Source organism: Pseudoxanthomonas winnipegensis (assembly GCF_030322905.1).
GTDB classification, from domain to species: domain Bacteria; phylum Pseudomonadota; class Gammaproteobacteria; order Xanthomonadales; family Xanthomonadaceae; genus Pseudoxanthomonas_A; species Pseudoxanthomonas_A winnipegensis.
In genome coordinates this window covers 2,801,477-2,824,824 of the sequence record NZ_CP095475.1, presented here as the reverse complement: position 1 = coordinate 2,824,824, position 23,348 = coordinate 2,801,477, and the positions used below count along the sequence as shown (strand labels likewise).

The window sequence follows — 23,348 nt, the reverse complement described above, 5'->3', positions numbered from 1 at the left end:
CTTTTCGCTACGCGAAAAGTCCGCTCCGGCCGCCGGGAATTTTTGGAAGGGACATCCATGTCCCTTCCAAAAACGACGCGCGTCCTGCGCGTCGCCCTTCGGGTTTGACCCGTCGTCCTCCGCCCGACCTCAAGGGGGGGGTAGGGCAACAGCAGAAGCAAGAACCAAAGCCAAAGCCAAAGCACGACGGCTTCGGCTGTTGCGGTTGCTTCTGCTTTGGACTTTCAGATCCCCGTGAGGCACAGCGGAGGGGCGAGGACAAGACCCGCAGGGCGCCGCACAGGGATGTGCGGCGTTTTCCGAGGGGACAGGATGTCCCCTTGGAAAATCCCTCGCCCCGGAGCGGACCTGCGCGCAGCGCAGGCGTGCCGCCTCGGGGCGTGTTGACCAGACATGCGTCTGTGGAAAAGCGCTTCTTTGCCTACTTTCTTTGCACGAGCAAAGAAAGTAGGTCGGGCCGCGAAGCGGCACGAAAGCCTTTGCTTCGATAACGCGACTTCCGCGATCAAACCAATCGAGGGGGCAGGGCTAAACTCCAGCCCATGCCCCCCGACCTCTCCACCCCTGAAGCGCGCGCCACCGCCATCCTCAAGGCCATCCGCGCCGTGCCGGCAGGCCAGGTGGCGGGCTACGGCGAGATTGCGCGGCGGGCCGGGCTGCCGGGCCGGGCGCGGCTGGTCGCGCAGGTGCTGCGCAAGCACGGCGCGCCGGACCTGCCCTGGCATCGCATCCTGCGCTCGGACGGCTCCATCGCCTTCGAGGAAGGCAGCCGCGGCTGGCGCGAGCAGAGCCAGCGGCTGCGCGCCGAGGGCGTGCGCGTGGTCAAGGGCAAGGTGGTCGGCCAGCAGGCCGCGGCCAGCGTGGACGAGCAGATCTGGGGCATCGGCTGAGTCCAGGGGCCGCGCCTTCTTCCCGGCCACCCGGCGGTCCCGGCCGACCTTGTCGTAAGTGGGGCTGGCCGTCGCGTGCAAAGGACACACCGCGCGCCTCAAGCCGCCGTTGTGAAGGGCGCCGACCACCGGCGCGACACGTGCCCAACCGATGGTTCGGCCCAGCCCTGGCACCAGAAAGGCTTGCGCGAGCGCTCAGCCGGCCGCACGTATCATGCGTCCCGCTTCCCACTCCCGCTTCGAGGCCTTCGATGTTTCCGCGACTGCAGCCTGCGACCCAGGCGCTCCTGATCGCCAATGTGGCGATGTTCCTGCTGCAGATGGTGATGCCCGAGGCGCTCACCGCGCGGCTGCTGCTGTGGCCGATCGGGGCGGGCCAGTTCTACGACGGGGCCGGCTTCATGCCCTGGCAGCTGGTCACCGCCGGCTTCATGCATGCCGGGCTGACGCATCTGTTCTTCAACATGCTGGCGCTGTGGATGTTCGGCTCGGCGCTGGAGATGGTGTGGGGGCAGAAGCGCTTCTACACCTACTACCTGGTCAGCCTGGTCGGCGCCAACGTGCTGCAGGTGATCGTCGGCACGCTGCTGCTGATGCAGGGCCAGCCGCCGGTGCCGGTGCTGGGCGCGTCGGGCGCGGTCTTCGCGCTGCTGCTGGGCTACGGGATGCTGTTCCCCAACCAGCGCATGATCGTGTTTCCCATCCCGATGGAGATCAAGGCGCGCACGCTGGTGATCATCTACGGCGCGGCGGAGCTGTTCTTCGCCTACACCGGGCGCCAGCCGGGCGTGGCGCATTTCGTGCACCTGGGCGGCATGCTGTTCGGCTGGCTGCTGATCCGCTACTGGCGCGGGCAGCCGCCGTTCAAGCGTGGCGGTGGGCGCGGCGGCAACTCGCGCTTCCGCGTGGTGCGATAGCGCCAGGCGTAGATGCAAAAGAAAAACGCGGCCCGGGGGCCGCGTTTTTCTTTGCTCAGGAAGCGAAGCCGCTCAGCGCCAGATGCCGATCTGCTCGGCCGCCGGGCGCACCATCGGATTGCCCGCCTTGCACTCGAAGGTCGCACTGAACTCCGGCTGGTTCTGCAGCGTGGCATCGCTGCGCACGGGGCCGGGGGCATGGGTGTCGCTGGCCTGGCGCAGCGTGGCCTCCTGCGGGGCGACCTGCTGGGCCCACAGCTGCGACCAGCTGCGGAAGAAGGTCTGCTTGGCGCCCGGGTTGGCGGCCGGCTGGGCGGCGCTGAAGGCGTCCCAGGCCAGCTCCACGCCGGACAGGTCGGCCAGGTCCTCGTCGCGGGTCAGCGTGCCGTTGACCTTGGTGGCGGTCAGGCCCGGGTAGGCATAGCCGTTGTACTGGCTGGTCACCCGCGCGCCCAGGGCGGTCCAGGCGGTCACATCGGCCGGAGTCCACCAGTCGCGCAGCTGGCCGCTGGCGTCGATCATGCGGCCCTTGGCGTCGAAGCCACGGGTCATCTCGTGCCCGACCAGCGAACCGAAGGCGCCGTACAGCGCCGACACATCGCGCTTGGCGTCGAACACCGGCGGCTGCAGCACCGCGGCGGTGACGATCAGGCGGTTCTGGGCCAGGTCGTAGGCCAGGGCCGGCTGCTGCGGCAGCACGTTCCAGCGGCGCTCGGCGTTACCGCGGCCGATGCGCTTCATCTCCTCGCGGTGGCGCCAGGTGCTGGCGATGAGCATGTTGCCGCCGAAGCTGCCGCGGCCCATCGGCTGCACGGTGTAGTCCAGATCGCGCTTGGGCGCGCCGATCTCGATATCCAGCTTGGCCAGCTTGGCCTTGGCCTCGGTCTTGGCCTGCGGGCTCATCCAGGCGTTGCGGTCCAGGGCGCGATCCAGCGCGTCGCGCACGCCCTTGGCGATGGCATCGGCCTGCTCGCGGGTGGTCTGCGGCAGGTAGCGCGCGGTGTATTCGCGGCCCAGCATCGGGCCGGCGGCGGTGTTGATCGCCTCCAGGACCGACACCCAGCGCGCGTCGGGCTGGGTCTTTCCTTCCAGCACGCGGCCGCGGAAGTTGTAGGACGCATCGCGCCAGGACTTGGCCAGGTACGGCGCCATGGCATCGCCCACGCGCCAGCGCAGGTAGGCCTTCCACTGCTCCGGCGGCAGGCTCTTGACCAGCGTGTCCAGCTGCGCGAACAGGTTGGGGTCGGCCAGCGAGACGGTGTCGTCCTTCACGCCCTGGGCCTGCAGGAAGTCGGCCAGCTGCAGCGCCTTGTACTGCTTCTTCAGGTCGGCGACCGGGACCGGCGCGTAGTTGTTGAACGGGTTGGCCAGCTGCTCCAGCGGACGCGAGGCGGTGGCCAGGCGGGTCTCCAGGTCGATGACCTGGGCCGACTGCGCGTCGAGCTGGTCGGCCGGGGTGCCGGTCAGGGCCAGGATCTGCTTGACGTAGGCGCGGTAGCGGCCCAGCAGCTCGCGCGTGGGCGCGTCGCCGCGGGTGTAGTAGGCCGGGTCGGGCAGGCCCAGGCCGCCCTGCATGAAGTAGCCGATGTGGCGGTCCAGCGCCTTCAGATCCACGTCCGGGCTGAAGTTGAACGCCACCGGGATGCCGACCTGGTGCAGGGCCGCGATGGCGGCCGGCACGTCCTTGTTCTTCTTGATGCCGTTGATGCGGTCCAGCAGCGGCGCGATGGGCTTGGCGCCGTCGGCCTCGACGGCCGCCTCGTCCAGGCCGCTGGCCCAGAAGTCGCCCAGCAGCTTCTGCACGTTGCCCTGCGGGGACTGCATGGCGCCGTCCAGCAGCGCCTTCTGCTGCTGCAGGCTGTAGTCGCGCATGTTGCCCAGCGCGGAGATGGCGCCCACGCCGGCCGGCAGCGGGTTGGCCTTGAGCCAGTCGGCGTTGGCGGCGGCGTAGAAATCGGTGCACTCGGCGCTGACCGCCGGTGCCTTCTTGGCGGGCGCCTTCTTCGATTTCTTCTGGGCGAAGGCATCGCCGCTGCCCAGCGCGACGAGCAGGGCCAGGGCGAGCAGGGAGGGCGTACGGGCGTGGCGCAAAGACGTCATCTTGAGACTTCTAGGTGGTCGAAGGCGCGGATTCTAGCAATGCGACGCCCGGCGCTACGGTGAAAGATGCGGTTGGATTTATGGAGCCCTCCATTTCAGCGCTCGGCGACCCGATCCCACCGGCATGGGGCTCGGATAATCTGTCGGCAGCGCCAGGCGAGCATGTTCATGCAGCAGTCGGTCTTCACCTCCAGCACGTCCGCGATGCAGGCCTTGGTCTGGGTGCCGTCCTCCGGATCGACGCCCACGCGGACGCTGCTTTATCTGCACGGGGCCGGCGGCTTCGGCAGTGGGCTGGCCGGGCTGTTCGAGCATCCCGATCTGCCGAGCCTGCTGCGCGATGGGCTCGAGATCGATGCCCGCGTCGTGATCCCGAGTTGCCATCTGGGCACGCAGTGGGAACTCGCTTTGCTGTGCCGTTTCCTGGAAGACCTGGAGGCCGCGCACGGCCGGCCATCGCAAGGGTATGACGTGGTGGGATACAGCCGCGGCGGGCGCGGGGCGCTGGCCTTCGCCGCGGCCCATCCAGAGCGCGTCCGCAGCGTCGCCAGCATTGCCGGACCGGAGGTCACAGAGCTGCTCGCTCGCCTGACCCACCGGCCGCTCCTGTTCTGTCACGGGCTTTCGGATTCCAAGACACCTGCCGCGCAGGTGCGGCGGATGCATGAAGCGGTGCTCGCCCAGGGCGGCGACAGCCATCTGATGCTGGTGGAGGGCGACCATTTCATCGTGGCGGACCTGTTCCGCGCCGGCCGCATCTTCCACTGGCACAGGAGCCTCGAAGAAGCACGGTGATGCGTCCCGGCTGGGGCGCCTGGAGAAGCGCGGGCCCACCAAAGCGAAGGCCCGGACGAGCCGGGCCTTCGGTACAGCGTTGAAGCGGTGACGCAGGCTTACCAGATCACCACGCGCTTGTCGTCCGGGCGGACCATCGCATCGCCGGCCTTGCACTGGAAGGCGCTGGCGAAGGCCGGCATGTTGGACGGGGCGGCGATGGCGCGCAGGGACATCGGCGCATGCGGATCGGCGTTGAGGTAGACGATCGCCTGCTTCTCGCGCACCGCGCCGCGCCACACGCGGGCCCAGTTGAGGAAGAAGCGCTGGTCCGGGGTGTAGCCGTCGATCTGCTTGCCGGCCTCTTCCGGGTGCTGCTTCAGCGCGGTCTGCAGCGCGTCGTAGGCCACGTTCACGCCGCCCAGGTCGGCGATGTTCTCGCCCAGGGTCAGCTGGCCGTTGACGTGCAGGTCCGGCTTGCCCTCGATCGGGGAGTAGGCGTTGAACTGGTCCACCAGCTTCTTGGTGCGCTCCTCGAACTTGCTGCGGTCTTCCTTGGTCCACCAGTTGACGTTGTTGCCGGCGCCGTCGAACTGGCTGCCTTCGTCGTCGAAGCCGTGGCTGGCCTCGTGGCCGATGACCGCACCGATGCCGCCGTAGTTGAGCGCGTCGTCGGCCTTGGCGTCGAAGAACGGCGGCTGCAGGATAGCGGCCGGGAAGTTGATCGTGTTGTCGGTCGGGTTGTAGTACGCGTTGACCGTCTGCGGGGTCATGCCCCATTCCTTGCGGTCGGTCGGCTTGCCGATCTTGGCGATGTCGTACTGGTAGTTGAACTTCTGCGCGGCCTGCAGGTCGCCGTAGTAATCACCGCCCTTGATCTGCAGCCCGGCCCAGTCGCGCCAGGTGTCCGGATAGCCGATCTTGGGCAGGAAGGTATCCCACTTGGCGATCGCCTTGGCCTTGGTCTCGGCGCTCATCCAGTCCAGGTTCTCGATGCGCGCCTTGAGCGCGTTGCGCACGTTGTCCACCAGCTCGGTGGCGCGGGCCTTGGCTTCCGGGGTGAACACCTTGGCCACGTACAGCTGGCCCAGGCCCTCGCCCATGGCGTGGTTGACCGAGCCCAGCACACGCTTCCAGCGCGGCTTCTGCTGCGGCTGGCCGGACAGGGTCTTGCCCCAGAAGTCGAAGCTGGCGTCGGCGAACGGCTTGCTCAGCGCGTTGGCGGCGCCGTCGATGGCGTGGAAGCGCAGGTAGGCCTGCCACTGCGCGGTCGGCGCGCTGACCAGCAGCTTGTCGAACTGGGCGAAGAACTTGGGCTGGGACAGCGAGAAGCCCTGGTCGATGCTCACGCCCTGGGCGTTGAAGAAGTTCTCCCAGGAGAAGTGCGGGGTGACCTTGTCGGCCTGCGCCACGGTGACGAAGTGGTACTGGTTCTTCGGGTCGCGCGCTTCCACCGGCGAGAGCGTGGCGGCGGCCAGCGACTTCTCCAGGTCGAACACCTGCTGGGCCTGCGCCTTGGCCGCATCGGCCGGCGTGCCGGTCAGCTCGAAGGACTTGGCGATATAGGCCTGGTAGGCCTCGCGGATATCGGCGTACTTGGGATCGGTGTAGTAGTCCTTGGTCGGCAGGCCCAGGCCGCCCTCGTTGGCGTAGGCGATCTGCTTGTCGGCGTGCTGGAAGTCGGCACCGGCGCCGAACTCGAACACCTGGCCGTCGCCCTGCGCGTAGCGCTCGACGATGTACTTGGCCACGTCCTGGTTGGTCTTCAGCCCGGCGATGGCGTCCAGGGTCGGCTGGATCGGCGTGTAGCCCAGCTTGTCGATGGTGGCCTCGTCCATGCCCGCCGCGTACAGCGCGCCGATCTTGTGCTCGACGCTGTCGCTGGCCGCGCTGGTGTTCTTGGCCGCGGCCTCGACCAGCTCGTGCTGGGTGTTGAGGCTGGTCTCGGCCAGCGCGTTGAACGCGCCCCAGCTGGTGCGATCGTCGGGGATTGGGTTGGCCTTGACCCACTTGGCGTTGACGAAGCCGTTGAAGTCGTTGCAGGCGTCGATGTTCTTGTCCAGCTCGGACACGTCGAAGGACGGGGTGGCCGGCGCGGCGGCGGCCGTGGCCGGCGGCGGCGCGGAGGCGGCCGGCTCGGCGGGCTTGTCCTGCTTGCAGGCGGACAGGGCCGTGGCGACGGCCAGGGACAGGGCGATCAGTTTCGGTGCGTTCACGTCGTTGGACTCACAGCCCGCAAGGGGCATTGGAAGGTGCCGCTTGGGCACGAAGAGGGCGAAGAAGCGAGGCGCCTGGGCGCCTGGCCGTGAGGGAAGGGGCTACCAGATCACCACGCGGTGCGCATCGTCGCGGACCATCGCATCGCCGGGCTTGCAGGCGAAGGCGGCGGCATAGGCCGGCATGTTCGACGGCGCGCCGATGGCGCGGAACTGGGCCGGGGCGTGCGGGTCGGTCTTCAGGCGCACGGCCAGCTCCTCCGGCTTGAAGTTGCGACGCCACACCGTGGCCCAGTTGAGGAAGAAGCGCTGGTCCTGGGTCAGGCCATCGATCTTGGGATCTTCCTTGCCGGCGTTGGCCGCCTGCATCGCGTCGAAGGCGGTGTTCAGGCCGCCCAGGTCGGCGATGTTCTCGCCCAGGGTCAGCTGGCCGCTGACCTTGCCCTGCGGCGTGGTGTAGCCGTCGAACTGGGCGATCAGCGCAGCGGCGCGCGCCTTGAAGGCCTGGAAATCCTGCTGCGTCCACCAGCCCGGATCGTCGATGAAGTTGCCCGACGGCCCGAAGCGGCTGCCCTGGTCGTCGTAGCCGTGGGTCATCTCGTGACCGATCACCGCGCCGATGCCGCCGTAGTTGAGCGCCGCGTCGGCCTTGGGATCGAAGAACGGCGGCTGCAGGATCGCGGCCGGGAACACGATCTCGTTCTGCTGCGGGTTGTAGTAGGCGTTGATCGTCTGCGGCGTCATGCCCCACTCGGTGCGGTCCACCGGCTTGCCGATCTTGGACAGCTCGTAGCGGTAGTTGAACGTCTGCGCGGCCAGCACGTTGCCGATGTAGCTGTCGCGGCTGGTATGCAGGCCGGACCAGTCGCGCCACTTGTCCGGGTAGCCGATTTTGGGCGTGAAGGTGTTCCACTTCTCGATGGCCTTGGCCTTGGTCGCCTCGCTCATCCAGTCGAGCTTCTCGATGCGCGCCTTCAGCGCGGTGCGCAGGTTGCCCACCAGCGTTTCCATCTGCGCCTTGGCCTCGGCCGGGAAGGCGGCCTTGACGTACAGCTGGCCCAGGGTCTCGCCGGCCTGGCGGTTGAGCGTGGCCAGCACGCGCTTGGGCAGCGGACGGATCTGCTGCTGGCCGCGCAGGGTCTTGTTCCAGAAAGCGAAGTGCTCATCGACGAAGGGCTGGCTCAGGTATGGGCTCGCGTCGTCGATGGCGTGGAAGCGCAGATAGGCCTGCCAGGTCGCCGGGGTGGTATCGCCCAGCATCGCCGAGACCTCCTGGTGGAAGGCCGGGATGGCCAGCGAGAACTGCTTCGGCGCGGCCACGCCCTGGGACTTGAAGAACGCGCTCCAGGACCAGTTGGGGGTGAGCTTGTCGGCCTGCTCCAGCGTGACCGGGTTGTAGGACAGCTTGGCGTCGCGCGAGAGTTCGGTGCTGGTCTTGGAGACCTTGGCCAGGCGCGTCTCGAAGGCGATGACCTCGCCGGCCTGCGTGGCCGCGGCCTGCGCCGGGACGCCGGCCAGCTCCAGCGTGCGGGCGATATGCGCCTGATAGGCCTGCAGCTTGGCCTTGTTGTCGGCCTTGGTGTAGTACTCCGGATCGGGCAGGCCCAGGCCGCCCTGGAAGGCGTAGGCGATGTTGACGCCGGAGTCCTTGAAATCCGGGCTGGCGCCGAAGCCGAACAGCGGGTTGCGCCCGGCCGCCGCTTCGCTGCGCAGGTAGTCGGTGATGCGTGCGGTGTCGCTCAGCCCGTCGATGGCGGCCAGCGTGCCCTTGAGCGGGTCCAGGCCCTGCGCATCGATCTTGGCCCGGTCCATACCGGTGGCCCAGAAGTCGCCGACGATCTTGGTCACGCCCGTGGCGTCGGTGCCGGCGGCGGCCTGTTCGGCCAGCTGCTGCTGTACCGCTTCCGAGCGCTCGCTCAGCACCTCGAAGCTGCCCCAGCTGGTGCGGTCGGCCGGCACCGGGTTGGCGGCCAGCCACTTGGCGTTGGCGTAGGCGTTGAGGTCCTTGCACGCCGCATCGGCCGGGCCCAGGTCGGTGGGCAGGAAGGCGTTGAACGCCGGCAGTTTGGAGACATCCACGGCCAGGGCCGGCGGGGCGGCTGGCGCCGCTGCGGCGGCGGGCGCGGCGGCCTCGGTGGCGGGTGCGGCGGGCGGCGCCTTGTTGCAGCCGGCCAGGGCGGCGGCGATGGACAGGGACAGCAGGAGCGGGGTCTTCTGGGGCAGGTTCACTGGGGCTTCCGTTCGGGACTGACGATGCCGGTGGCCCCCACGGGGGCGGGCAAGGGGGCGACTGTAGCTCGCCGGTCGGGGAGGCGCGGGGTGTCGAAGGTCATGGCCCGCGCCGTCGCTTCAGCGTGCGAAGGGCTCGCGCACGGCCACCAGGTCGCGGGTGGCGCGCAGCAGCAGGTCGGCGCCCTGCAGGTCCTCGGCCTGCAGGCTGGCCAGGCCCATGCGCAGGGGCTGACCGGCGGTGGCCGGGCCGGCGCGGCCCGGGCGGCCCTCCAGGTCGGCCTGCAACGCGGTGGCGACCAGCGCGGCCACATGCGCCTGCGCGCCGCCCAGCAGCGCGGCGAAGCGCCCGGCGTCCAGGCGCGCGGCCAGGTCGTGCGGTCCCTGCGCGCGCAGGCGCAGGGCGCCGGCCACGGCGGCGGCCAGTTCGCCGCTGTCCTGGGCCGAGGACGCGCCGGGACGGATCTCGACCAGCAACAGCGACAGGGGGGTACGCCGGCGGCGGGCGCGGCGCACCGCCTGCTCCAGGCGCAGGTCGAAGCCGGCGCGGTTGGCCAGGCCGGTCTGCGGATCGGTCAGGCCGCGCTGGCGCACGCGACGCCAGGCGCGCACGCCGCCCGCGGCCAGGCCGACGGCCAGCACCAGCAGCGCCGGCATCGGCGGGAACCACGCCCCGGCCAGCAGCAGCGCCCAGCACAGCAGCGCGGTCACGCCCACGGCCACGACCATGGGGGCCCACAGCCGCCGCAGGCCGGGCAGGCCCAGCAGCAGCAAGGGCAGGGTGACCAGCATGATCGACAGCAGTGCCTGCGCGCCGACCGGCATCGGCCAGATGGCGTTGCCTTCCAGCAAGCGGGCCAGCGCATTGGCCTGGACGTCGAGCGCGGGCAGGGTGCGCCCGCCGGGCGCGCGCAGGCGCTCGGTGGGCGCGTCGGGCCGGCCGACCAGCGCCACGCGTCCGGCCAGCACGTCGGCGCCCACCCGGCCGTCCAGCACGCCGGCCGCCGAGACGTGGGCGATCCGCGTCTGCGCATCGGGATAGGGCAGCAGCACGGTCTGGCTGCGCACCCAGTGCGCCTGTGCTGGCGAAGCGGCAGGCGGTACGGCGGGCGATGGGCTGGATGCGGCCGGCATGCGGGGATCGCGCCCGGCCAAGGCCGCGAGCGCGCTGGCGAAGGCGGGCCAGCGCGCGCTGCCCAGGCCGGCGCGCAGCGGCAGGCGCCGGGCGATGCCGTCCCGGTCGACCTCGACGTCCACGTGGCCCAGCCCGGCGGCGGCCTGGATCAGTTCGCCGGCCGGCAGCAGCGCGGTCGCCGGCTGCGGCGCCGGCGGTAGGTCCGGCACCACCGGCAGCACGACCGCGCCGTTGCGGGCGATCGCCTCGGCCAGCAGCGCATCGCCCTGCGGATCGAACAGGCTCGGCTGGGCCAGCAGCAGCTGCAGCCCGACCGCGCGGGTGCCGGCGGCCGAGAGCCGGTCCACCAGCGCGGCCAGTTCGCGCCTCGGCCAGGGCCACGGGCCGAGCTGGCGCTCGCTGTCCGCATCGATGGCGATCACCACCACCCGCGCATCGGCCGGCCGCACGCGCCCGGCCGCCAGGGCGTCGAACAGTGCGGCATCCAGCGGTGCGGTGATCTGCGAGACGGTCAGCAGGACCACCAGCGCGGCGGCGCCCAGCGCCGTGAGCAGGCGCGCGCCGACCCCGGCGCGACCGGCCAGCCACCGCCGCGCGCCACGGCTTGGGACCGAGCGCGTGTTCACGCTACGCTGGATCTTCCGTTGGGGATCGGCATGTCCGGAGCCTCGCGCGGGGTGTCCCACGATCGGCACGAGTGTATGCAGGCCAGCCACAAACCGTACAAGCCGTCACGAAAATCGCGGCGCGTGAGCCTGCCGCCCTGCGACGTGCTGCTGGTCGGCGGCGGCCACAACGGCCTGACCTGTGCGGCCTATCTGGCCCGCGCAGGGCTGCGGGTCACCGTGCTGGAGCGCCGCGGCGTGGTCGGCGGCGCGGCGGTGACCGAGGAATTCCATCCGGGCTTCCGCAACTCGGTGGCGTCCTACACCGTCTCGCTGCTGCAGCCGCGCGTGATCGAGGACCTCGACCTGCGCGGTCACGGCCTGCGCATCGTCCCGCGCCGGCGCGGCAACTTCCTGCCGCTGCCCGATGGCCAGTACCTGCTCACCGGCGCCGGCCAGACCCAGGCGCAGGTGGCCAAGTTCTCCGCGCGCGACGCGCAGGCCCTGCCGGCCTACGAGGCACGGCTGGAGGCCATCGCCGACGTGCTGCGCGCGCTGGCGCTGCAGCCGCCGCCCAACGTCACCGACGCGGGCTGGTGGAAGGCGCTGCCCGAACTGCTGCGCGGCGCCCGGCTCGGGCGCCGGCTGATGACGCTGGATGCGGCGCTGCGCCAGGAGCTGCTGGACCTGTTCACGCTCTCGGCGGCCGAGTACCTGGACCGCTGGTTCGAGAGCGCGCCGATCAAGGCGCTGTTCGGCTTCGACGGCGTGGTCGGCCACTACGCCAGCCCGTACACGCCGGGCACGGCCTATGTGCTGCTGCATCACGTGTTCGGCGAGGTCGAGGGCGTCAAGGGCGCCTGGGGCCATGCCATCGGCGGCATGGGCGCGATCACCCAGGCCATGGCCGCCGCCGCGCGCGCGGCCGGCGCCACGATCCGTACCGACGCCGGCGCCGAGGAGGTCCTGGTCGAAGGCGGCCGCGCGGTCGGCGTGCGGCTGCACACCGGTGAGGCGCTGCGCGCGCGCTGCGTGGTGGCCAACGTCAACCCGAAGCTGCTCTACCAGCGCCTGCTGCGCGCCGAGCACGTGCCGCCGGCCACCGCCGAGCGCATGGCGCACTGGCGCTGCGGCTCGGGCACCTTCCGCATGAATGTGGCCCTGGCGCGGCTGCCTTCCTTCAGCGCGCTGCCCGGCGAGGGCGATCACCTCACCGCCGGCATCATCCTGGCGCCGTCGCTGGACTACATGGACCGCGCCTACCTCGACGCGCGGGCGCACGGCTGGGCGCGCGCGCCGATCGTCGAACTGCTGATTCCCTCGACCCTGGACGAGGCGCTGGCACCGCCCGGCCAGCACGTGGCCAGCCTGTTCTGCCAGCACGTCGCCCCGCAGCTGCCCGACGGCCGCAGCTGGGACGACCATCGCGAGGAAGTGGCCGACCTGATGATTGCCACGGTCGAGCGCTATGCGCCGGGCTTCGCCGCCTCGGTCCTGGGCCGGCAGATCAAGAGCCCGCTGGATCTGGAGCGCGACTTCGGCCTGATCGGCGGCGACATCTTCCATGGCGCGCTGACGCTCAACCAGCTGTTCGCCGCGCGCCCGGCGCTGGGGCAGGCGGACTATCGCGGCGCGATCCCAGGTCTTTATCTCTGCGGTGCCGGCACCCATCCCGGCGGCGGGGTCACCGGCGCGCCCGGCCACAATGCCGCCCAGGTGGTCATCGGCGACCTGCGCTGACCTGCCGCGAGCGCCGCGATGCGTGCATTTGGTGACAACCGGCACTGCCTGGGATGGCCGGCGGCGTCCAGTATCGGCCGACTCCGCCGGAAGCTGCCGCTATGTGGATGGACTTCGCGCTCGCCGCCCTGCATCACCTGCTGCGGTTCGGCCTGATCGCCATGCTCGTGGCCGAATCGGTGCTGCTGTCGCGGCCGCTGGACGCGGCCGGCGTCGGCCGGCTGCTGCGGCTGGATCGGGGCTATGGGCTGACGGCCGCGCTGCTGCTGGGCGTCGGCCTGTGGCGGGTGTTCGGCGGCATCAAGGGCGCCGACTTCTATCTGCACAACGCCTGGTTCCACGCCAAGCTGGGCTGCTTCGTCCTGGCCGCGCTGGTGTCGCTGTGGCCGACGCTGCGCTTCCTGCGCTGGCGACGCGCGCTGACCGGCGATACCGCCTTCCTGCCGTCGCCGGCCGAGACCGCCCGGGTGCGCGGGGCGATCCGTTTCCAGCTGGGTCTGATCGCGCTGATCTTCGTGCTGGCCGCCGGCATGGCGCGCTACGGCGGGCTGCGGGTCTGATCGCGCGCGCTGGCCTGGCCTGACGGTCCCGCGCGTTGTCGTGGGAGACCTTTGATGAGACGAGGCAGCGCATGCGAGTGACAGGCATCGGCGCCGCGCTGGCTGTCTGGCTGGCGGTGAGTATGCCGGCCACGGCCGCCGCGCCAACCCCCATGGCGCATCCCATGCCGCCGCAGGGCTGCCGGCCCGTGGCCGAGCGCACCGGTGAGGTCGGGTGCTGGATCATCGGCGAGCAACCGGTCGACTCCCTGCCGCAGCCGCCGTACTGGCAGATCGACCGCTTCCCCGACCGCGCCAGCGCCGAGGCGGCACGCTCGCCCAACGGTCTGGTGCTCGAATCGCTGGGCAAGGTCTGGCTGATGACCATCGCCGGCAAGGACTGGACGCCGCCGGCCGGGGCGGCGCATCGCGCCAGCATCGGGCCGCTGCCGGTCGATCCGCGCCACGCCTATGCGGCGCAGTACATGGAGGCGGTGTTCACGCCCGGCATGGTCTCGCGCACCCATGTGCACTCCGGGCCGGAAGCCTGGTTCACGCTCAGCGGCGAGACCTGCCTGGAAACGCCACAGGGCATCGTCCTGGACCGTCCCGGCGACACCGGCCGGATCTCCCTGGCGGCCCGCCGATGGCGTTGATGGCCACCGGCCATCAGCTGCGCCGCGGCCTGGTGCTGATCCTGCACGACGCCACGCAGCCGGCCACGACCGTGGTCCAGGACTGGACGCCCAAGGGGCTGTGCGATGCGCGGCTCAAGCCCGCATCGCATTAGTGCCTGGCGTGGGCCTTGCGTTCGACACGAAGCCCGTCGCCCGCATCAGCGCTCCGGCGGATCGGCGTCGATCACCTGCAGATGCACGCCCGTGGTCCGCGGCAGCACGCTGGCATCGGTGGCCACCAGCACGGTGCCCGGCTGCACCAGCGGCAGCACCTGGGCCTTGAACGCCTCGGGGATCACCACCTGTCGCGCCAGGTCCTCGGGCAGTGGCGCACCGGCGTCGTCCTCGCTGCCGGGCACGCCGATCCCGATCCATTCGGGCATCGGCGTCGTCGGCGTCACGCTGCCGGCGGCCGGCGGCACGTAGCCGGCCTTGACCACATAGGCGTGCGTGCCGCTGCGCAGGTCCGGGCCGCCCAGCTTGATGCGCGTGCGTCCGATCTCCACCCCGTCGCGGTAGACGAACAGGATCCGGTCGGTGCGGCTGAGCACCACCGACAGCGGGCCCTTGCTCGCCCGCGACGGGTCCCAGCGCCAGGGCTGGCCGTCCTCCAGCAGGGGCATGTCCACGTCCTTGCCGGTGGACGGGTCGATCGGGCTGAGCGCGCCGGGGTGGACCAGATCGGCGGCCGAATGTCCCGCTTCGGCCACGACCACGACCATGCCCATGGTCGAGGCATCGAACAGCTTCTGCGCGAAGCCGGTCGGCAGGTGCACGCAGCCGTGCGATTCGGGATAGCCGGGCAGGCCACCGGCGTGCAGCGCCACCCCGTCCCAGGTCAGCCGCTGCTGATAGGGCATGGGGGCGCTGTTGTACTTGTTGGAGCGGTGGTCCTTGTCCTTCTGCAGGATGGTGAACACGCCGGTCGGCGTCTCGTAGCCGGCCTTGCCGGTGCTCACCGTGCTCCAGGCCATCAGGATGCCGTTGCGATACACATAGGCGCGCTGTTCGGTCAGGCTGACGATTACCGCCATCGGCCCGGCGCCCTTGTCATCGCCGGCCCACACCCATTGTCCCGGCTTGAGATCGGCCGCGGCCGTATCGATCGGACGCGACTGTCTGTCTCCCCAGAACGGCACCGCCGCCAGCGCCAGCAGCGGCACCAGCGCGATCAGACCCAACACCTTGGCATAGCGCCGCATCGTGGCCTCCTGGCCATCCGAAGTGGCGATCAGCCTAGCGCGCGGCGATCGCGGTGCCGTGATCGGCCTTGGGCGCGCGCTGCAGGCGCGCCATCGCGCACTGGGCCAGCGACGAGCGGGTCAGCCAGGCCTGCTGCGGGTAGTAGGAGAACACGAACTGGCCGTCCTTCATCACATCGATGATCGGCTTGGCCATCGCCGCGCGCACCGCCGGGCAGCCCCAGCTGCGGCCCAGGCGGCCCAGCTTCCTGCCGGCCTCGGCGCTGACGTAGGGCGCGCCGTGCATCACGATCGCGCGGCTCATGGCCGCGTCATTGAAGCCCGCGTCCAGGCCCTGCATGCGCAGGGAATAACCGTTCTTGCCCTGGTAGGTGTCGCGCGTGACGAACAGCCCCAGGCTGGAGGCATGCGTGCCGTCGGCGTTGGAGAAGGTGGTCGGCACATCGCCGCCGGAACCCTGGCCGTGCGCCACCAACTCCTTGTACAGCAGCTTGTGCCTGACCAGATCGAACACCCACAGCCGCGGCGTCAGCGACGAGCGGCTGTAGTCGATCACTGCCAGGCGCTGCGCATTCACCCCGGTGCCGTGGGCCTGGGCGCACTGCATCGCCGACAGGCCCAGCGCCAGCACCTGCGGATCGGCATCCGGCGCCAGCGCAGCCAGCGAGGGCGGCGCGTCGGGGGCGGCAGGCAGGGCGGGTGCCGGCAGGGCCGATGAGGCCCCGCGGGGCGAGGCGATGGTGGGCGAATGCGCGGCACCGGGCAGCGCAGTGACCAGCGCCACCAGCGCCGGAATCAGGACAGGCTTCATGGCGGGCATTCTAGCCAGACGCGGCGGCGCCTTCCTGACTGGGGGGCGCGGGCTCCGGATCCAGTCGCGCGATGCGCCTGGCGGTGGCATGGGGCTCGGGGCGTTTGGGTTATTCAACAGGCTCACCGTCAGGTGCCGCCGGCGTGCAGATAGCCACCTTGTGAACTAAAGAGCCAAAAAAAAGACCGGCCCCTTGCGGGGCCGGTCCGTTACGTAACGCTCTGTTGCCTGCCAGTGATCAGAAATCGTAGCGGGCGGTGAGGCGAACGGCGCGCGGGCTGGTGTAGTACAGCACGCGGCCGTACTGCGGGTGCGCGGTCGTGCGGCTGCTTGCCGAGCGCTCGTAGTACGCGGAGGCATCCTGCGTGTTGAACAGATTGAGCACATCAGCCTGCAGGGTCAGGCCTTCCAGCCAGCGCGGCGTGTAGGCCACGTTGACGTTAAAGCTCGACGTCCAGGGCGTCTCGCCAGCCGCGCCACGCGGCGAGAAGTAGTAGCTGTCGCTCATCGGTGCCGCATTGGCGGGATTGTTCGACGCGGAGGTGGTACCCGGGACGCCGCAATAAGCGTAGTAGGCACCGTTGTACAGACCGGTCTTCGCATAGGGCCAGTAGCTGGTGCAGCTCTTCGGGCGACCACTCTGGATCACGATGGAACCACCCGCGCTCCACTCGTCGTTGAAGCTGTACGAGCCGATCACCTTCAGCTGGTGGGTGCGGTTGTTCGGCAGGCTGCCGTTCTTGCCGACCATCAGCTCCGGCAGGTCCCAGTCCTGGGTCACCGACACGTCCGCCTGGCCGCCGTTGCCGGTGTCGGTGGACGAGTTCAGCTGTCCTTCCGCGTTGCCCCAGTTGTGCGACAGGGTGTAGGTCAGGCGGGCGAAGTAGTTGTCACCCTGCCACTGGACGTAGGAATCCAGCGCGCCGTACTTGCGCTTGAGCTTCGGGAACGGCGTGCCGAACACCTCGACGAAGTCGGTCTTCTGCTTGACCAGATTGCCCGTGCCGTCGTCCACGTAGAACGTGGCCGAGTTGTCGCCGGCGTTGAAGATGTAGCAGGCATCCGGGCAGATGTCGTCGATGGCGCTCTTCAGCTCGCGGTAGGTGCCCTTCAGGCCCCAGGAGAAGGTCTCGTCTTCCTGGCGATCGAAGCCGAGGATGTACTCGTCCTGGTAGTGCGCCTTCAGGCCCACTGCCGCGATGGTCCGCGGATCCTTCTTCTCGCCGCATTCGACGTTGGAAGAGAAGCTGCCATCCGGGCAGTTGTACGGGCTGTTGGCGCGGGTATACGGGATGGCCCGCAGACCCGTCGGGGTGCCATCGGCCGCGATCCCGGTGTAGGTGTAGTACTGGGTCGAGCTCAGCGAGGGGTTGGAGCCGCGCACCGAGACGTTGTTCGGCACGGCCAGGTGGTAGCGGCCAGCGTTGCCGTAGATCTTGAACGTGGAGTCCCCGTTGACGTCCCAGCTGAAGCCGATGCGCGGAGCCCAGTTGTTCTCCTGCTTCAGGTAGGGCTCGCCATCGCCGTTGTAGTTGGTGAAGCCGTCGTTGCGCAGGCCCAGCGACAGCAGCAGGTTCTCGGTGACGTGCCAGCGGTCTTCCAGGTAGTAGGCCTTCTGCTTGACCGTCGTCTCGCCGCCGTGAGCGTAGTAGCTCTTGCCGACGTAGTAGCCGGTGGTGCCGAAACCGCCGCCGGAAGCAGGCGAGCCCACGTAGTGGCTGGCGTCGATGGCGGCAGCCGGGTTGTTGGACCGGCTGTAGGTCCAGTAGTAGCCGCTCGGGCCCACCACGTTGTCGCCACGGAAGGAGACGGCTTCGAAGTAATCGTAGCCCGCGCGCAGTTCGTGGTCGCCCAGCGTGTAGTTCACGTCGAAGCGATAGGCCTTGGTGTCGTCCGCACCGACATAGTCGTAGGTCGGACCGTACTTCTGCGGGTTGGAGATCGAGGCGTACTGCGCGGGCACAACCGAGGACGACAGATCGGCGTAGATCACGCTCGGATCGTAGCCGGCCATCGGATTGGGATAGATGTCGATGTGCTGCTCGCCATACATCGCCGACACGCTCAGGGCATCGGTCAGGTAGCCGGTGTACTTGCCGACATACAGCCGGGTCTTGGTCTCGGGCTTGCTGGTGGCGTACAGCACATCATCGTGCTGCAGCTTGTCGTAGTCATACCCGTAGTAGCTGGCGTCGGTCTTGCTGTTGTCCTGGACACCGGTCAACTCGAGGATGTGGTTGTCCGTGATGTTCCAGTCGATCTTGGTCACCCAGCGCGGGTAGGTGTACTCGTACTCTCCCCAGCCCTGGGCGCGATTGGACGCAGAGATGGCCGAGGCACCCGACGCGGTCTTGCCCTGCAGGTTGCCGGTGATGCGGGAAGACGCACTGTCGATCTCGGTGCGTTCGGCATCGGCATAGATGAACAGCCGATCCTTGATCAGCGGGCCGCCTGCCCAGATGCCGTAGGTGAAGTTGTTCGACGTGTTCTTGCTGTTGAGCTTGTAGAGCTTGCCGTCGGTCCAGTTCTGCGGCGTGGTGTTGTACGCCGGGTAGTGGTTCTCGGCGCTCCAGTAGCCCGTGTCCGGGTAGTAGATGTCCTTGGCCTTGGCGCGCAGGGACTGCGGCGTGTAGATGGCATAGACACCGCCATGCCATTCATTGGTGCCGCGCTTGGTGATGATGCTGATCACGCCGCCGGTGCTGCGACCATATTCCGCACCGTAGCCGCCGGTCAGCACCTGCTGCTGCGCGATGGCGTCAAACGGAAGCTGCGTCGAACCGATCGCGGTCAGCGGGTTGGTGACCGGAAAACCGTTGATGTAGTACGCGTTCTCCGAGGCCGCGGCGCCGCCGAAGCTGCCCACGTTGGACGACGTGCTGTTGTAGGAGGTCGAGTTGATGACGCCGGGGGCGAGCAGCGCGACGCTGTTGATGTCGCGGCCCACCGAGATGCGCTGCAGCTCCTGTGCCGTGAACACGGTGCGTGTGTCGGTCTGGGACACGTCGATTTCGTTGATCGGGGCGCGCCCGACCACAGTCACCTTGTCCAGGTTCTGCGCTGCGGTGAAATCCACCTGTGCGCCGGAGTTGACCTTGACAAGGACGTCGCGGGTCTGGCCGCCCGAGGTGACCTTGTAGGCGCCCGCGGGAAGGGAGGCGATGGAGAAGCTGCCGTTCGCTTCGGCAGTGACGGTCCGGGTCAGACCGGTGTCGCTGACGATGGTGATGGTCTGGCCGCTGTCGGCCTTGCCATAGATGCTGCCGCTGGTGCTCTGCGCCTGGACCCCGCCGGCGACGCACATGCCCAGTGCAATGCTCAACGCGCTGCGCTTGATCGTCCGCGAAAGCGGGCGAATTCCCCTTATGTTGCTCATCTGGCTCTCTCTCAAGATTGTCTGAAGGAATGGCCGGCGAGTGTTCCCCCACGCGCGGCCAAGCTGAACAGCTGCTTTCTGACGCAACTGTTAACTGAGATTAACCGAAATTTCATGAAAGTGTGCGGCGCCTGCAACAAATGTCAGGCGTCGCAATAATCGTTAGCTTTCAAACATTTACCGCTGAAGCGGGAGCCGAGCGAGCGGCTAGTTGCTGGCGGCCTCCAGCCGCAGGCGCTCTTCCAGGGCGTGGCCCAGGTAGGCCCGGATGGCGTGGCGCATCAGGTACAGCAGCGGGATCATCGCCACGGCGGCGAGCATCTTGTAGCCGTAGTTGACGGTGCTGATGGCCAGGAAGCGGGACATGGGCCAATGCTGGGGGCCCAGCACGAAGGCGATGTAGAGCACCACGAAGCTGTCGACCAGCTGCGAGACGGCGGTCGAGCCGGTGGCGCGAAGCCAGACGTATTTTTCGCCGGTACGGCGGCGGATGTGGTGGAACACCGCCACGTCGATCACCTGGCCCAGCAGGAAGGCCACGATCGAGCCGCCGATCGACCACAGCCCCTGGCCGAAGATCGCGGCGAAGGCCGCCTGATAGTCCGGCACGCCCTGGCTCTGCGCGGCGCCCACCCACCAGCCGGCGGGCGCGACCTGGATGGCGGCGTAGGCGAACAGGAAGCCGTACACGATCAGCGCCACCGCCACCCACGAGACAAAGCGCACGCCACGGGTGCCGAAGAACTCGTTGATGGTATCGGTCAGCACGAACACGAACGGCCACAGCAGCGTGCCGACGGTGAAACTCAGCGAGCCGGTCTGCCCGAACAGATTCCACTGCAGCGGCGCGATGCCGAGCGTGTCCTCCAGCGCGAAGATCTTGACCCCGATGAACTCGGCCAGCACCACGTTGACGCACAGGAAGGCCGCCAGCCCGATGAACAGCCGCACCGCGCGGTCATCCAGCGTGCGCGGCGGCGCACTCACGCCAGGCGATCGCCGCGCCGGGTGAACGGCATCGAGTCCGGCGCGATCGCGCCGCCGGAGATGATGAAGCTCATCGCCTGGTCGACTGTCCAGTCGGTGGGAGTGAGCTGGTCCACCGGGACGATCTCCAGATAGCCACCGGTGGGATTGGGCGTGGTCGGAACATAGACGGCCGCCAGTTCGCGGCCGGTGCCTTCCTCGCGCATGACCCGCGTCACCAGCCCGACGGTCTTCATGTCCCGGTGCGGGAAGTCGATCAGCACCACGCGCTGGGTGCTGCCCGGCTTGGTCTGCAGCATGTCCAGCAGCTGGCGCGCGCCGGTGTAGATGGTGCTGGCCAGCGGCACGCGCCGGATCAGCGCCTCGAACCACTGCAGCAGCTTCTGCCCGATCACGCGGCGGGTCAGTACGCCGACCAGCAGGATCAGCAGCACGGTGGCGACCAGGGCGATCACGGCCTGGACCCAGGCGCCGGTGAACCAGGGCGCGGCCACCGGGAAGTCGCGGGCGATCTGCTGGGCCAGGGGCTCGATCAGCGGCCGGCTGGCATCGGACAACAGCACGAAGACGAACTTGATCACCACCCAGGTCAGCCAGATTGGCAGCAGGGTGAGCAGGCCGGTCAGGAACAGGCTCTGCAGGGAAGGGCGGGGGGCGGGGGTCGACATGCGCGCATTGTAACGGTGCAGCGCCGCTTACCCCCCGCCCGGCCGGGCGTTCGCGTCAGTCGGCAGCAGGGGCGGCGGGCGGGCGTGCCGCCGGCTTGAGCCGCACATAGAGCTGCTTGCGCACGCGCGCCACGACCTCGCCGTCCGCATCGGTCACATCGACCTCGAACCAGGGCAGCGACTTCTGCCCACCCGCGGTGGCCGCGCGCACCTGGGCCAGCGCCTCATCGGTGATGCGGAACTGCGCCGTGACCTTGCCGCGCCCCGGTTTGACGAACTCGATCTCCCCGGCCTTGTCCCACACGTAATAGTCGCGCCCCAGCGCATGCATCATCAGCAGCATCCAGAACGGGTCGGTCATCGCGAACAGGCTGCCGCCGAAATGGGAGCCGACGTAGTTGCGGTTCCACGGCCGCATGCGCAGCTCGACCCGCGCCTGGCGCCAGTCCGGCGCGATCGCGGCAACGTGGATGCCGGTGAACAGGAACGGCGGCCACAGATTCAGGCCATGGCGCAGCGTGGACGGTTTCATGACAGCCGGGCAGCGGGATCGGAGCGGGAGGCGAGGCTAACATACGGATGGGTATGGAGCGCGAGCCGACGCAAGGCGAAGTGAAAACCGAGGTGGGAGCAACTGTCTCCTCAAGTCTTAGCACCTGCCTGTAGAGCGGAGCTTGCTCCGCTGGGGCCTTCCCCACGATCCGAACGAAAAGCAGCGGAGCAAGCTCCGCTCTACAGGTGGGCCGCCATGGCGCCTCCCACCCCGACTCTTCAGAGTCCGGCCTTGGCCACTCAGACCAGGCCGCTGCCGATCAGAACAGCAGCGCCGACATCTTGCGGCGGTAGCGGCCGACCAGGTCCTCGTCCTCGATCACGCGGAAGGCATCGATCAGCGACTTCTTCGCCAGCCCGTCCTCCCAGGCGCGGTCGCGGCGCAGCAGTTCGATGAACTGCTCCAGCGCGCCCTCGGCATCGCCGGCCACCAGCTTGTGCACGCCCAGCAGGTGGCGCGCGCGCAGGTCGCCCTCGTCCTGGGCCAGGGCCGCTTCGAGCGCCTGCGGGGCCGGCGCGTCCTTGAGCTGGGCGGCGAAGCCCAGCCGCGCCCGCGCCTTGACCGCGCGCTCGTCGGTGGACAGGTTGGCCGGCAGCGCATCGAGCAGGGTCTCGGCCTCGGCCGCCTCGCCGGTGCTCAGCAGGGCCAGCGCCAGATCCAGCTTGAGCTCGTCCTTGTCGGGCTCGGCGGCGATCGCCTCACGCAGTGCGGCGACCTGTTCGGCCGGCGACAGCGGCGCGGCTTCGGCCTGCTCGGCCTCTTCGTTGGCGGCCGGCTGCACGCCGATCTGCTCGAGCACCTTGCGCAGCTCGCCCTCGGGCAGCGCGCCGGGGATGGCGCCCAGCACCTGGCCTTCCTTGAACACGACCATGGTCGGCACCGAGCGCACCTGGAACATCGCGGCCAGCTGCTGCTCCTGGTCGACATCGACCTTGGCCACCTTGAAGGCGCCGTTGTACTCGGCGGCGAGCTTTTCCAGGATCGGCCCCAGCGTCTTGCACGGGCCGCACCAGGTCGCCCAGAAGTCGACGATGATCGGCACCTGCAGCGATTGCTGCAGGACGTCGGCCTCGAAGGTGTCGGTGGTAGCGTCGAAAACGTGCGGCTGGGCGGACATGGAGATTCCTTGCGACGGCAATGGGGGCACAGATGGAGCCGGGGCGGGGAGGATACAAGGCGCGGCCGGCCGCCATTGACAGGGGCGGAGCGGCCGCTAGCCTTGCCGGCGCATGTGTGCACCTTCCTGCCTTCCTGCCGCCTTCGACGCGGCCAAGTGCGCCGCCGCGTGATCGCCCGGGTCCGGCGACGCTGGTGGCGCGGGTGCGTGCCGGCCGCGGCCGCGCTGTGGGTCGGCGCACTGCTGGGCTTCGGCGCGGCGCTGCCGGGCTATGTGCAGTCGGTCCATCCGGTGGCGCTGCTGGGCGCGCAGGGGATTCCCGGCGCGGTGGCGTTCAACCTGTTCGGGTTCGTGTTGCCCGGCGCCTTGTGCGCGGTGGCCGCCGTGGCGCTGCGCCTGCGCCTGCCGCTGCATACCGGCTGGAGGCAGCGCATCGGCGCGCAGCTGATGTTCCTGTCCACGCTGGGCTTCGTGGCGATGGGCGTGTTCCGGCTCGACCCGGTGCGGCTGGAGGGCACGCAGACCCTGCTGCATGCCACCGCCTGGGGCCTGTGGTGGTCCACGGCGCTGGCCTCGGCGCTGCTGCTGGCCGGCGGATTGCGCGCAGATCCGGCCTGGCGCGGGCTGGTGCGGGGCGGGCCGCCGCTGGCCGGGCTTGCGGTGCTGTTCGCGCTGGTGCTGCCGGCGGTGCTGCCCGATGGCCTGTCCCAGCGCGTGGCGATCCTGGCCTGGCTGGGCTGGTGCGGCCTGGCGGCCGCCAGCGGCCCGGATCGGCCGCTGACCGCGACACTGCGCGGCTGAGCGCCGCGCCG

The 23,348-nt window shown here is 69.4% G+C and carries 19 protein-coding genes; 8 read left to right on the top strand and 11 right to left on the bottom strand.

The window, feature by feature from the left end:
- Nucleotides 1-542: 542 nt before the first annotated feature.
- Both MWN52_RS12435 and MWN52_RS12430 read left to right on the top strand, forming a co-directional pair.
- Nucleotides 543-890 (top strand): MGMT family protein, encoded by a 348-nt coding sequence (locus tag MWN52_RS12435; RefSeq protein WP_130521236.1) that lies wholly within the window; start codon nt 543-545, stop codon nt 888-890.
- Nucleotides 891-1,141: 251 nt separating this feature from the next.
- Nucleotides 1,142-1,807: a rhomboid family intramembrane serine protease gene (locus MWN52_RS12430; RefSeq protein WP_286574874.1), complete on the top strand. Its 666-nt coding sequence runs from the start codon at nt 1,142-1,144 to the stop codon at nt 1,805-1,807.
- A gap of 72 nt (nt 1,808-1,879) precedes the next feature.
- Here MWN52_RS12430 and MWN52_RS12425 read toward each other — a convergent pair whose 3' ends face one another.
- The gene (locus tag MWN52_RS12425) at nt 1,880-3,907 is read right to left on the bottom strand and encodes a M13 family metallopeptidase (protein ID WP_286574873.1); all 2,028 of its coding nucleotides are present in this window, start codon (nt 3,905-3,907) and stop codon (nt 1,880-1,882) included.
- A gap of 168 nt (nt 3,908-4,075) precedes the next feature.
- Here MWN52_RS12425 and MWN52_RS12420 point away from each other — a divergent pair, with 168 nt between their 5' ends.
- Entirely contained in the window at nt 4,076-4,702 is a 627-nt protein-coding gene (locus MWN52_RS12420) for an alpha/beta fold hydrolase (protein WP_286574872.1), read from the top strand.
- A 98-nt stretch (nt 4,703-4,800) separates the two neighbouring features.
- Here MWN52_RS12420 and MWN52_RS12415 read toward each other — a convergent pair whose 3' ends face one another.
- From MWN52_RS12415 to MWN52_RS12405, 3 genes are all read right to left on the bottom strand, one after another.
- The gene (locus MWN52_RS12415; protein ID WP_425608031.1) at nt 4,801-6,927 is read right to left on the bottom strand and encodes a M13 family metallopeptidase; all 2,127 of its coding nucleotides are present in this window, start codon (nt 6,925-6,927) and stop codon (nt 4,801-4,803) included.
- Nucleotides 6,928-6,999: 72 nt separating this feature from the next.
- Nucleotides 7,000-9,120, bottom strand: a complete 2,121-nt coding sequence (locus tag MWN52_RS12410) for a M13 family metallopeptidase (protein ID WP_425608128.1) — start codon at nt 9,118-9,120, stop codon at nt 7,000-7,002.
- A 126-nt stretch (nt 9,121-9,246) separates the two neighbouring features.
- The gene (locus MWN52_RS12405) at nt 9,247-10,887 is read right to left on the bottom strand and encodes a sensor domain-containing diguanylate cyclase (protein WP_286574869.1); all 1,641 of its coding nucleotides are present in this window, start codon (nt 10,885-10,887) and stop codon (nt 9,247-9,249) included.
- Nucleotides 10,888-11,010: 123 nt separating this feature from the next.
- On the opposite strand from MWN52_RS12405, the gene MWN52_RS12400 reads away from it, so the two are divergent.
- The 4 genes from MWN52_RS12400 to MWN52_RS12385 all read left to right on the top strand — a co-directional run bounded on the left by MWN52_RS12400 (nt 11,011) and on the right by MWN52_RS12385 (nt 13,935).
- The gene (locus MWN52_RS12400) at nt 11,011-12,606 is read left to right on the top strand and encodes a phytoene desaturase family protein (RefSeq protein ID WP_425608030.1); all 1,596 of its coding nucleotides are present in this window, start codon (nt 11,011-11,013) and stop codon (nt 12,604-12,606) included.
- A gap of 107 nt (nt 12,607-12,713) precedes the next feature.
- Nucleotides 12,714-13,166, top strand: coding sequence for a DUF2214 family protein (locus MWN52_RS12395; protein ID WP_286574867.1), 453 nt, complete (start codon nt 12,714-12,716; stop codon nt 13,164-13,166).
- Nucleotides 13,167-13,237: 71 nt separating this feature from the next.
- Entirely contained in the window at nt 13,238-13,801 is a 564-nt protein-coding gene (locus MWN52_RS12390) for a hypothetical protein (protein WP_286574866.1), read from the top strand.
- Entirely contained in the window at nt 13,801-13,935 is a 135-nt protein-coding gene (locus MWN52_RS12385) for a hypothetical protein (protein WP_286574865.1), read from the top strand. The genes MWN52_RS12390 and MWN52_RS12385 overlap by 1 nt, the downstream gene beginning before the upstream one ends.
- Nucleotides 13,936-13,980: 45 nt before the next feature.
- Here MWN52_RS12385 and MWN52_RS12380 read toward each other — a convergent pair whose 3' ends face one another.
- The 7 genes from MWN52_RS12380 to trxA all read right to left on the bottom strand — a co-directional run bounded on the left by MWN52_RS12380 (nt 13,981) and on the right by trxA (nt 22,536).
- Nucleotides 13,981-15,024: a L,D-transpeptidase gene (locus tag MWN52_RS12380; protein ID WP_286574864.1), complete on the bottom strand. Its 1,044-nt coding sequence runs from the start codon at nt 15,022-15,024 to the stop codon at nt 13,981-13,983.
- 34 nt (nt 15,025-15,058) lie between these two features.
- Complete coding sequence (locus MWN52_RS12375; RefSeq protein ID WP_425608127.1) at nt 15,059-15,823, bottom strand: murein L,D-transpeptidase catalytic domain family protein; 765 nt, start codon at nt 15,821-15,823, stop codon at nt 15,059-15,061.
- Between the two features lie 250 nt (nt 15,824-16,073).
- Entirely contained in the window at nt 16,074-19,157 is a 3,084-nt protein-coding gene (locus MWN52_RS12370) for a TonB-dependent receptor (protein WP_286574862.1), read from the bottom strand.
- A gap of 261 nt (nt 19,158-19,418) precedes the next feature.
- Nucleotides 19,419-20,198, bottom strand: a complete 780-nt coding sequence (locus MWN52_RS12365) for a queuosine precursor transporter (RefSeq protein ID WP_286574861.1) — start codon at nt 20,196-20,198, stop codon at nt 19,419-19,421.
- Nucleotides 20,195-20,866, bottom strand: coding sequence for a DUF502 domain-containing protein (locus MWN52_RS12360; protein ID WP_130522932.1), 672 nt, complete (start codon nt 20,864-20,866; stop codon nt 20,195-20,197). The genes MWN52_RS12365 and MWN52_RS12360 overlap by 4 nt, the downstream gene beginning before the upstream one ends.
- Before the next feature lie 55 nt (nt 20,867-20,921).
- Nucleotides 20,922-21,398: a DUF4442 domain-containing protein gene (locus MWN52_RS12355; RefSeq protein WP_286574860.1), complete on the bottom strand. Its 477-nt coding sequence runs from the start codon at nt 21,396-21,398 to the stop codon at nt 20,922-20,924.
- Between the two features lie 280 nt (nt 21,399-21,678).
- The gene (trxA, locus tag MWN52_RS12350; RefSeq protein ID WP_286574859.1) at nt 21,679-22,536 is read right to left on the bottom strand and encodes a thioredoxin; all 858 of its coding nucleotides are present in this window, start codon (nt 22,534-22,536) and stop codon (nt 21,679-21,681) included.
- Nucleotides 22,537-22,704: 168 nt separating this feature from the next.
- Between trxA and MWN52_RS12345 the strand changes: the two genes are divergently transcribed.
- Nucleotides 22,705-23,337, top strand: coding sequence for a DUF998 domain-containing protein (locus MWN52_RS12345; RefSeq protein WP_286574858.1), 633 nt, complete (start codon nt 22,705-22,707; stop codon nt 23,335-23,337).
- Nucleotides 23,338-23,348 lie beyond the last annotated feature (11 nt).

Excerpts from the sequence above, each read along its gene's own strand:
- MWN52_RS12355 (WP_286574860.1), bottom strand. The coding sequence starts at position 21,398 with ATGAAACCGTCCACGCTGCGCCATGGCCTGAATCTGTGGCCGCCGTTC.
- MWN52_RS12360 (WP_130522932.1), bottom strand. The coding sequence starts at position 20,866 with ATGTCGACCCCCGCCCCCCGCCCTTCCCTGCAGAGCCTGTTCCTGACC.
- MWN52_RS12415 (WP_425608031.1), bottom strand. The coding sequence starts at position 6,927 with ATGCCCCTTGCGGGCTGTGAGTCCAACGACGTGAACGCACCGAAACTG.
- MWN52_RS12395 (WP_286574867.1), top strand. The coding sequence starts at position 12,714 with ATGGACTTCGCGCTCGCCGCCCTGCATCACCTGCTGCGGTTCGGCCTG.
- MWN52_RS12385 (WP_286574865.1), top strand. The coding sequence starts at position 13,801 with ATGGCCACCGGCCATCAGCTGCGCCGCGGCCTGGTGCTGATCCTGCAC.
- trxA (WP_286574859.1), bottom strand. The coding sequence starts at position 22,536 with ATGTCCGCCCAGCCGCACGTTTTCGACGCTACCACCGACACCTTCGAG.
- MWN52_RS12435 (WP_130521236.1), top strand. The coding sequence starts at position 543 with ATGCCCCCCGACCTCTCCACCCCTGAAGCGCGCGCCACCGCCATCCTC.
- MWN52_RS12380 (WP_286574864.1), bottom strand. The coding sequence starts at position 15,024 with ATGCGGCGCTATGCCAAGGTGTTGGGTCTGATCGCGCTGGTGCCGCTG.
- MWN52_RS12425 (WP_286574873.1), bottom strand. The coding sequence starts at position 3,907 with ATGACGTCTTTGCGCCACGCCCGTACGCCCTCCCTGCTCGCCCTGGCC.
- MWN52_RS12390 (WP_286574866.1), top strand. The coding sequence starts at position 13,238 with ATGCGAGTGACAGGCATCGGCGCCGCGCTGGCTGTCTGGCTGGCGGTG.
- MWN52_RS12420 (WP_286574872.1), top strand. The coding sequence starts at position 4,076 with ATGCAGCAGTCGGTCTTCACCTCCAGCACGTCCGCGATGCAGGCCTTG.
- MWN52_RS12430 (WP_286574874.1), top strand. The coding sequence starts at position 1,142 with ATGTTTCCGCGACTGCAGCCTGCGACCCAGGCGCTCCTGATCGCCAAT.